The sequence below is a fragment of the Deinococcus rhizophilus genome, from assembly GCF_030271215.1.
Taxonomy (GTDB): domain Bacteria; phylum Deinococcota; class Deinococci; order Deinococcales; family Deinococcaceae; genus Deinococcus; species Deinococcus rhizophilus.
In genome coordinates this window covers 1-507 of sequence record NZ_JASNGB010000399.1, presented here as the reverse complement: position 1 = coordinate 507, position 507 = coordinate 1, and the positions used below count along the sequence as shown (strand labels likewise).

1 protein-coding gene is annotated in these 507 nt (G+C 61.9%); it reads left to right on the top strand.

Annotation, left to right across the window (positions count from 1 at the left end; all coding sequences use genetic code 11):
• On the top strand, positions 1–507 hold a 507-nt coding region (locus QOL99_RS17550), incomplete at both ends, for a transposase (protein ID WP_326522606.1).

Below are 507 nucleotides of genomic sequence, written 5' to 3'. Positions count from 1 at the left end.
TGGTTCAGCTTCTTGCGGGACCGCAAGATCAGACGGTGTATTCGGATTCGGGAAAACACGCTGATCGACGACTCCCCTGCACGTGACGCCTTCCAGGACTTGAAACCTGGGGAAGTCCGCAGCGTCTTCGAGCGCGCTCTGGTCTACGGCAGCTTCATGCAGGTGGTTGCGACGCTCTCCCCGCAGGGAGAGCGTGTCCTGGTGGCCTCGGATTTGTCCCTCTGGGACACCTTGACCACCTATCGGCTCAGGTGGAGCATCGAATGCACCTTCTCAGCCATGAAAACGCGGGGCCTGAACCTCGAACAGACGCACATGACCCACTCTGACCGTCTTTCACGGCTGTTCGGGCTGCTCAGCCTCGCGTTGGCCTGGATGGTCCGCATCGGGGAATGGCGAGCCGAGCAGCAGCCCATCCCCACGAAGAAGCATGCTCGCCCGGCGATCAGCCGGGCGAGCTACGGACGCGAACTGCTCTGTGCCGCTTTACGCTGGGGGAAAACCACG